Raw genomic sequence first — 240 nt, forward strand, 5'->3', positions numbered from 1 at the left:
CCTTCCCGGTGATCGACGCGGCGACCGCAGGCGGCCCGGTGCAGGCGACCACCACGCTGATTTACAAAATCTACCGCGAAGGCTTTGCAGGGCTGGATCTCTCCGCCTCCGCCGCGCAGTCGGTCGTGCTGATGTTCCTCGTCATCATCCTCACGGTGGTGCAGTTCCGCTATGTCGAAAGTAAGGTGCGCTACCAATGATTGAGAACCGTCGCGGGCTGACGATTTTCAGCCATACCAT

Annotated in this window: 1 pseudogene; it reads left to right on the forward strand. The window is 60.0% G+C overall.

Annotation, left to right across the window (positions count from 1 at the left end):
• Positions 1–200 (forward strand): annotated as a pseudogene (locus AC0MA3_RS26730) (sugar ABC transporter permease); the annotation flags it as partial.
• Positions 201–240 lie beyond the last annotated feature (40 nt).

This window comes from Paenibacillus sp. LS-5 (assembly GCF_056121505.1).